Annotated in this window: 6 protein-coding genes; 3 read left to right on the top strand and 3 right to left on the bottom strand. The window is 62.1% G+C overall.

The genetic code is table 11. From position 1 onward, the window contains the following. Window positions 1-151: 151 nt before the first annotated feature. Window positions 152-2,452: an ATP-dependent Clp protease ATP-binding subunit ClpA gene (gene clpA / locus FHS03_RS13450; RefSeq protein WP_183441464.1), complete on the bottom strand. Its 2,301-nt coding sequence runs from the start codon at window positions 2,450-2,452 to the stop codon at window positions 152-154. Continuing rightward, the gene (gene clpS / locus FHS03_RS13445; protein WP_050408858.1) at window positions 2,449-2,751 is read right to left on the bottom strand and encodes an ATP-dependent Clp protease adapter ClpS; all 303 of its coding nucleotides are present in this window, start codon (window positions 2,749-2,751) and stop codon (window positions 2,449-2,451) included. Before clpS ends, clpA begins: the two co-directional genes overlap by 4 nt. Before the next feature lie 324 nt (window positions 2,752-3,075). Between clpS and cspE the strand changes: the two genes are divergently transcribed. Then, window positions 3,076-3,279: a transcription antiterminator/RNA stability regulator CspE gene (gene cspE, locus FHS03_RS13440; protein WP_050408859.1), complete on the top strand. Its 204-nt coding sequence runs from the start codon at window positions 3,076-3,078 to the stop codon at window positions 3,277-3,279. Window positions 3,280-3,338: 59 nt separating this feature from the next. Here the strand turns inward: cspE and FHS03_RS13435 are convergent, their stop codons facing one another. Then, complete coding sequence (locus FHS03_RS13435) at window positions 3,339-4,547, bottom strand: citrate/2-methylcitrate synthase (RefSeq protein WP_183441463.1); 1,209 nt, start codon at window positions 4,545-4,547, stop codon at window positions 3,339-3,341. Between the two features lie 101 nt (window positions 4,548-4,648). Between FHS03_RS13435 and FHS03_RS13430 the strand changes: the two genes are divergently transcribed. Together FHS03_RS13430 and FHS03_RS13425 are read left to right on the top strand one after the other, a co-directional pair. Further along, a complete protein-coding gene (locus FHS03_RS13430; RefSeq protein ID WP_183441462.1) occupies window positions 4,649-5,902 on the top strand; it encodes an MFS transporter in 1,254 nt (417 codons plus the stop codon). Then, on the top strand, window positions 5,899-6,420 hold the full coding sequence (locus tag FHS03_RS13425; protein ID WP_183441461.1) for a GNAT family N-acetyltransferase: 522 nt from the start codon (window positions 5,899-5,901) through the stop codon (window positions 6,418-6,420). Before FHS03_RS13430 ends, FHS03_RS13425 begins: the two co-directional genes overlap by 4 nt. The last annotated feature ends 62 nt before the right edge of the window (window positions 6,421-6,482 follow it).

The raw sequence follows: 6,482 nt of genomic DNA, 5'->3' as shown, positions 1-6,482 counted from the left end.
GACCCTCGGGATGCTATCCCACAGACCCATCAGGCTGGCATGCTCGCAAACGTAAATTTACAGGGTTATCACGATATAAGACCCCAATCGGACACAAGCTCAACAATAAAAAACCCGCTCATTGGAGCGGGTTTGGGCGACGCGGAACAGCTTATTCGACTTCCACCGTTTCGGGCGGCGGGGTCGGGGCGGCGTCGGATTCGGGGAAGTCCAGTTTGATCTGGTCTTGCTCGTCCAGGTCCACCGTTACCCGGCCGCCGGCGACCAGGCGGCCGAACAGCAGTTCGTCGGCCAGGGCTTTGCGGATCATGTCCTGGATCAGGCGCGACATCGGGCGCGCGCCCATCAGCGGATCGAAGCCTTTCTTCGCCAGGAACTTGCGCAGCTTCTCGCTGAAGATGGCTTCGACTTTCTTCTCATGCAGCTGTTCTTCGAGCTGCATCAGGAACTTGTCGACCACGCGCAGGATGATGTCCTCGTCCAGCGCGCGGAAGCTGATGATGGCGTCGATGCGGTTGCGGAACTCCGGCGTGAACATGCGCTTGATGTCGGCCATCTCGTCGCCGGTTTCCTTGGTGTTGGTGAAACCGATCGAGGCTTTCTGCAGGCTTTCCGCACCCGCGTTCGTGGTCATGATGATGATCACGTTGCGGAAGTCGGCCTTGCGGCCGTTGTTGTCGGTCAGCGTGCCATGGTCCATCACCTGCAGCAGGATATTGAAGATGTCTGGATGGGCTTTTTCGATCTCGTCCAGCAGCAGCACGGCATGCGGCTTCTTGGTGATGGCCTCGGTCAGCAGGCCGCCCTGGTCGAAGCCGACATAGCCCGGCGGCGCGCCGATCAGGCGGCTCACCGCGTGGCGTTCCATGTATTCGGACATGTCGAAGCGGATCAGCTCAATGCCCAGGATGAAGGCGAGCTGCTTGGCCACTTCGGTCTTGCCGACGCCGGTGGGGCCGGAGAACAGGAAGGAGCCGATCGGCTTGTCCTGCTTGCCCAGGCCGGCGCGCGACATCTTGATCGCCGAGGCCAGCGCTTCGATGGCCGGATCCTGGCCGAACACCACATTGCGCAGGTCGCGGTCGATGGTCTGCAGCTTGCTGCGGTCGTCCTGGTTGACGGTTTGCGTCGGGATGCGCGCGATCTTGGAAATGATTTCCTCGATCTCGGTCTTGCCGATGGTCTTCTTCTGCTTTGATTTCGGCAGGATGCGCTGGGCGGCGCCCGCTTCGTCGATCACGTCGATGGCCTTGTCCGGCAGATGGCGGTCATTGATGAAGCGCGCCGCCAGCTCGGCAGCCGTGGACAGGGCCGAGGACGAATACTTCACGCCATGGTGTTCTTCGAAACGCGATTTCAGGCCGCGCAGAATCTGCACGGTCTGCTCCACGGTCGGCTCGTTGACGTCGACCTTCTGGAAGCGGCGCGACAGCGCGTGGTCTTTTTCGAACACGCCGCGGAACTCGGTGAAGGTGGTGGCGCCGATGCATTTCAGCTGGCCGTTCGCCAGGGCCGGTTTCAGCAGATTCGACGCGTCTAGCGTGCCACCCGAGGCCGAGCCGGCGCCGATGATGGTGTGGATCTCGTCGATGAACAGGATGCCGTTCGGATTGTCCTTGAGCTGCTTGAGCACGGCCTTCAGGCGCTGCTCGAAGTCGCCGCGGTACTTGGTGCCGGCCAGCAGCGCGCCCATATCGAGCGAGTACACGACGGCGTTCGACAGCACTTCCGGCACGTCGTTCTGGGTGATGCGGTAAGCCAGGCCTTCGGCGATGGCGGTCTTGCCCACGCCAGCCTCGCCCACCAGCAGCGGGTTGTTTTTGCGGCGGCGGCACAAGACCTGGATCACGCGGTCCACTTCCTCTTCGCGGCCGATCAGCGGATCGATCTTGCCTTCGGCGGCGGCCTTGTTCAGGTTCTGGGTGAACTGGTCCAGCGGGCTTTCCTTCTGCTGGCCTTCGCTCGGTGCGCCCTCGTCCACGCCTTCGGAGGCCTTGGCGGCATCGCCCTGCTGGTCCTTGCGCACGCCGTGCGAGATGAAGTTGACCACGTCCAGGCGCGTGACGCCCTGCTGGTGCAGGTAGTACACCGCGTGGGAGTCCTTCTCGCCGAAGATGGCCACCAGCACATTGGCGCCCGTGACTTCCTTCTTGCCGTTGGAAGCGGACTGCACGTGCATGATGGCGCGCTGGATCACGCGCTGGAAGCCCAGCGTCGGCTGGGTGTCCACCTCGCCCGTGCCGGGCACGGTTGGCGTGTTATCGCCAATAAAGTTAGTTAGGGTCTTGCGCAAGTCCTCGATATTGACGGCGCAGGCACGCAACACTTCGGCTGCCGAAGGATTGTCCAGCAGCGCCAGCAGGAGGTGCTCCACCGTGATGAATTCATGGCGCGCTTGCCGGGCTTCGACAAAGGCCATGTGCAAACTTACTTCTAATTCCTGCGCAATCATACTTCCTCCATCACACATTGCAGGGGGTGGCCTGCCTTGCGTGCATGCGTTAAAACGAACTCCACTTTGGTTGAAGCTATATCTTTTGAGAACACCCCGCACACTCCCTTGCCGTGGCGGTGGACGCTCAACATGATTTGCGTCGCGGTTTCGCGGTCCTTGTTGAAATACTCTTGAATGATAGCGACCACGAATTCCATCGGGGTATAGTCGTCATTCAGCAACGCCACCTGGTACATGGGCGGCGGTTTCAGCGTCTGTCGTTCCAGGACTGTTTCTGTGTCATGCTTGGTTGCCATACGCTTATATTCTAATGCTTTCGCCGGGGTTGCAACGCCCCATTTAGAGGGGGCTTTCCATTTGTTTTCAATCTTACGCGCTTTCTCAACTTGCCGCAGATGGCGGTCCAGTTTCGGAAAACAAGAGTTGCTTTTTAATCTGTTGCAAAAATAATACTGAAATTGGCAGAAAAGCGCTTGACATTAAAAATTGTTCCGCCAACAATGCGGTATCGACTTAGTGCAGAAATGTACACGTTGATAAGAAGTGAGTTGTCGAGGAGGGGGCAGGAAGCTTCTTGCTTTTATGGCTCGTGTGATTCGTTTTTATTGAAAGTTCTTTTTATGGCAACAGGTACCGTTAAGTGGTTCAATGACTCCAAAGGTTTTGGCTTCATCACTCCAGATGATGGCGGCGAGGATTTGTTCGCACACTTCTCCGCAATCAACATGAGCGGCTTCAAGACTCTCAAAGAAGGTCAAAAAGTTCAGTTCGAAGTCACGCAAGGCCCTAAAGGCAAGCAAGCTTCCAATATCCAGGCAAACTAAGCGTTTCCTTGGTGATTTAAAAAACCCCGCATGCGGGGTTTTTTTTCGCCCCTACTGTATCACGCCGGAACGAACTTGCCGACATAGCGGGCGCGCGGCCGTATTAACTTGCCATCCGCCAGCTGTTCTGCCGCATGGGCAATCCAGCCAGCGGAACGGGCCAGTGCAAACAAGCGGAGACCGGCGCCGCGCGGCCAGCCAAAACCTATTTCCATGATCGCCAGCGCCAGGTCGGCATTCGGCTGGACAGCGCAATGGGTGCTTAAAGTGTCTCCAATATTCAACAGTTCATGAATAATAGGAACTTTCCTCGGTATTTGTTTTAAGCACTCCAGCAAGTGCTGGCCACGCGGGTCGCCGGCGGGGTAAAGCGGGTGGGCAAAGCCGGGGATTTCCCTTGCCTTTTCGCTATCGCGACAGACATCCACCAGGAAAACCTCCCGGTCCGGCGCCGCCAAGGCCCGTTCCAGCAAACCGCGCGCCTCTTCGCAGCCGCCGCCATGGCGCGGACCGGACAGCGCGGCCAGACCCGCGCTCAGCGCCGCCGCCAGGCTGGCGCCGGTCGAGGCCACGCAGCGCACCGCGAAGGTGGACGCGTTCAACTCATGGTCGGCCAGCAGCACCAGCGCGGCGCGGATGATGTCGGCCTGCGCCGCATCCCCGCCCCAGGCTCGCGCCAGTTGCTGGTGCAGAGGCCGGGCCGAGACTTCCTCGCCGGTCAGCAGACTGGCCAGCACCCGCATCAGATGCGCCCCGTTGGCATAAAAACTGTCGTCGCCGGCAGTTTGCGGCCGACGCGGCGCCAGCAACGGCAGCAGCGCAAGCGCCCGCTCAAGCGGCGGCAAGCCGGCGCCGTCTTCGCCGATACCGAGCGGCAGCGAATGCGCTGGCTGCGACAGCACTGCGCCAAAGTATCGCGCCTCGGCATGCCCCCACAGCAGACAGGCCACGTCCTCCAGCGTTGCGGTTTCGGCCAGTCCGACCGCATCGTGGCCGCGATAGGACAGCGCGCCATCGGCGATGCGGCAGATCGACGTCTCCAGCACCGGCACACCCCAGTCCATCGCGGCCGCCACGCGGTGTCCGGCGCGCTTGGCATCGGCGCGGCGCGCCGCCAAGCGCAGCACTTCTTCATGCGCATAGCGTTTGCTGCCGCTGGCTTCGCGCGCGCTGGACGCCAGCAGACCTCGGCTGACATAGGAGTACAGCGTGGGCAGACTGACGCCGAGAATCTGCGCCGCCTCCGCCGCCGACAATTCTTTTTTCATCCCCGCATTGTAACGGCCCCGATATTGATTGCGGCAATCGAGATTGACCGCATCCCCGGCGCTGCCTAGACTCGCCGCAACGACGATCAACACGGTCTTTCATGCAAGCGCAATCCGTTTCCCTGTTCCAGCCTTTGCGGCACCAACGCTTTCGCCAGCTCTGGTTCGCCAACGCCGCCGCCAATCTGGGAACGTGGATGCAAACCTGCGCCGCCGCGTGGACGCTGGCCTCGCTCACTGATTCAGCACTGGCCGTGGCACTGATGCCAAGCGCGATGTACGCGCCGCTCTTCCTGTTCTCGCTGGCCGCCGGCCTCGCCGCCGACAGCTTCCATCGCGGCCGCCTGCTGCTGATCATGAGCGGCGTCAGGATGGCGGCGGCAGCGGCCATGGCATTTGCCGTCATGGCCGGCCACGCGAGCGCCACGGTCGTGCTGCTGCTGACCTTTGCGCTCGGCTGCGGCAATGCCTTCTCGTTGCCGGCCTGGCAGGCCGCCACCTCTACCCTGGTCGCGCACGAGGAGATCGGCGCGGCGGCAAGACTGAATAATCTGAGCTACAACCTGTCCGCCCTGCTCGGCCCCTGGCTGGCGGGCATGCTGATCGAACCGCTGGGCGCCGCGCCGCTGTTCCTGGCGAACGCGCTATCGCTGAGCGCCATGCTATGGACTTGCTGGCGCTGGAGCCGCACCAGCGATGAGGGGTGCGCAGCGCCAGCCGGCCCCGCCCAGCCTGCGGCCGATCCGTCGCGCCGCTCATCGTTCAACTGGACAGCCTTCCAGCTCGGCATCCACAGCGCATGGCAAGCCCGCTCCTATCGGCGCCTGCTGATTCAGTCCGGCGCCATCTTCTTCGCCTCGGTCGCTTACACCGCCCTGCTGCCGCTTTTCGTGCGCGACACGCTACATATGGAAGGCAGCGCCTACGGCATGCAGATGGGCGCCATGGGCGCTGGCGCCGTACTATCGGCCTTGCTGACCGCCCGCCTGCGCGCGCTGCTGCCCGCCGCGTGGCTGCTGGCGGGCGCGCTGGCCCTGTTCGGCGCAGTGCTGATCCTGCTGCCGCTGCTACGCCTCTGGCCATTGCCCCTGCTGGCCGCGTTGGCGGCGGGATTGGCGTGGTCGCTCATCGTCACCACGCTCAACGGACAAGCGCAATCGGCCTTTCCGGAAGCGCTGCGCGCCCGCACCCTATCGGTTTTCATCCTCGCGGTGGCGGGCGCCCAAGCTGCCGGCGCGGCCTTCTGGGGCATGCTGCATGAACGCATCGGCCTCGCCATCGCCCTGCCCTGCGCCGGCGCCATGCTGCTCGTCTGCGCGATCCTCTCCTTCCACCTCAACATCAAGGAACTATGACTACCGTCACCATCCGCACCCTGCGCCACGAAGACGCCTCCGCCCTGCTCGACTTCGAACTGCAAAACCGGGCATGGTTCGCGCGCCACATCACCGCGCGGCCCGCCGATGTCTACTCGCCCGAAGGCATCGTGCGCCACATCGAGGAATGCCTGAACGCTTACCGGCAAGGCACCATGCACCCCAGCCTGCTGCTCGACGCCAGCGGTGTCGTGCTGGGACGCGCCAACCTGAAGGACATCGACCGCGCCAAAGCCTCGTCGGAAATCGGCTACCGCGTCGCCGAACAAAGCGCCGGCGGCGGCCTCGCCACGCAGGCCGTGCGCCATATGCAGCAGGTGGCGCGCGAAGAATGGCAGTTGAAGATGCTGGAAGCCTACGTCACGGCCCACAACCCCGCTTCCGCCCGTGTCCTGCTCAAGTGCGGCTTCAGGCAAGGCGAGTATGTGGAACAGCTTGCGCTGGTGAATGGGGAAATGCGGGACGGCCACCGCTACCAGTACGATTTGAATGGATGACGCCAAGCTTGCCTTCAATAGCCGGGACCACTAAGATGAAATACTCCTTATCCCTGCTGAAA

This window comes from Pseudoduganella violacea (assembly GCF_014191875.1).
In the GTDB taxonomy this organism is placed as follows: Bacteria; Pseudomonadota; Gammaproteobacteria; order Burkholderiales; family Burkholderiaceae_D; genus Rugamonas; species Rugamonas violacea_A.
The sequence above is the reverse complement of the archived record's forward strand: the minus strand, read 5'-3'. Positions and strand labels throughout refer to the sequence as shown.

Coding starts and splice junctions, on each gene's coding strand:
- clpA (WP_183441464.1), bottom strand. CDS start 2,452: ATGATTGCGCAGGAATTAGAAGTAAGTTTGCACATGGCCTTTGTCGAA.
- clpS (WP_050408858.1), bottom strand. CDS start 2,751: ATGGCAACCAAGCATGACACAGAAACAGTCCTGGAACGACAGACGCTG.
- cspE (WP_050408859.1), top strand. CDS start 3,076: ATGGCAACAGGTACCGTTAAGTGGTTCAATGACTCCAAAGGTTTTGGC.
- FHS03_RS13435 (WP_183441463.1), bottom strand. CDS start 4,547: ATGAAAAAAGAATTGTCGGCGGCGGAGGCGGCGCAGATTCTCGGCGTC.
- FHS03_RS13430 (WP_183441462.1), top strand. CDS start 4,649: ATGCAAGCGCAATCCGTTTCCCTGTTCCAGCCTTTGCGGCACCAACGC.
- FHS03_RS13425 (WP_183441461.1), top strand. CDS start 5,899: ATGACTACCGTCACCATCCGCACCCTGCGCCACGAAGACGCCTCCGCC.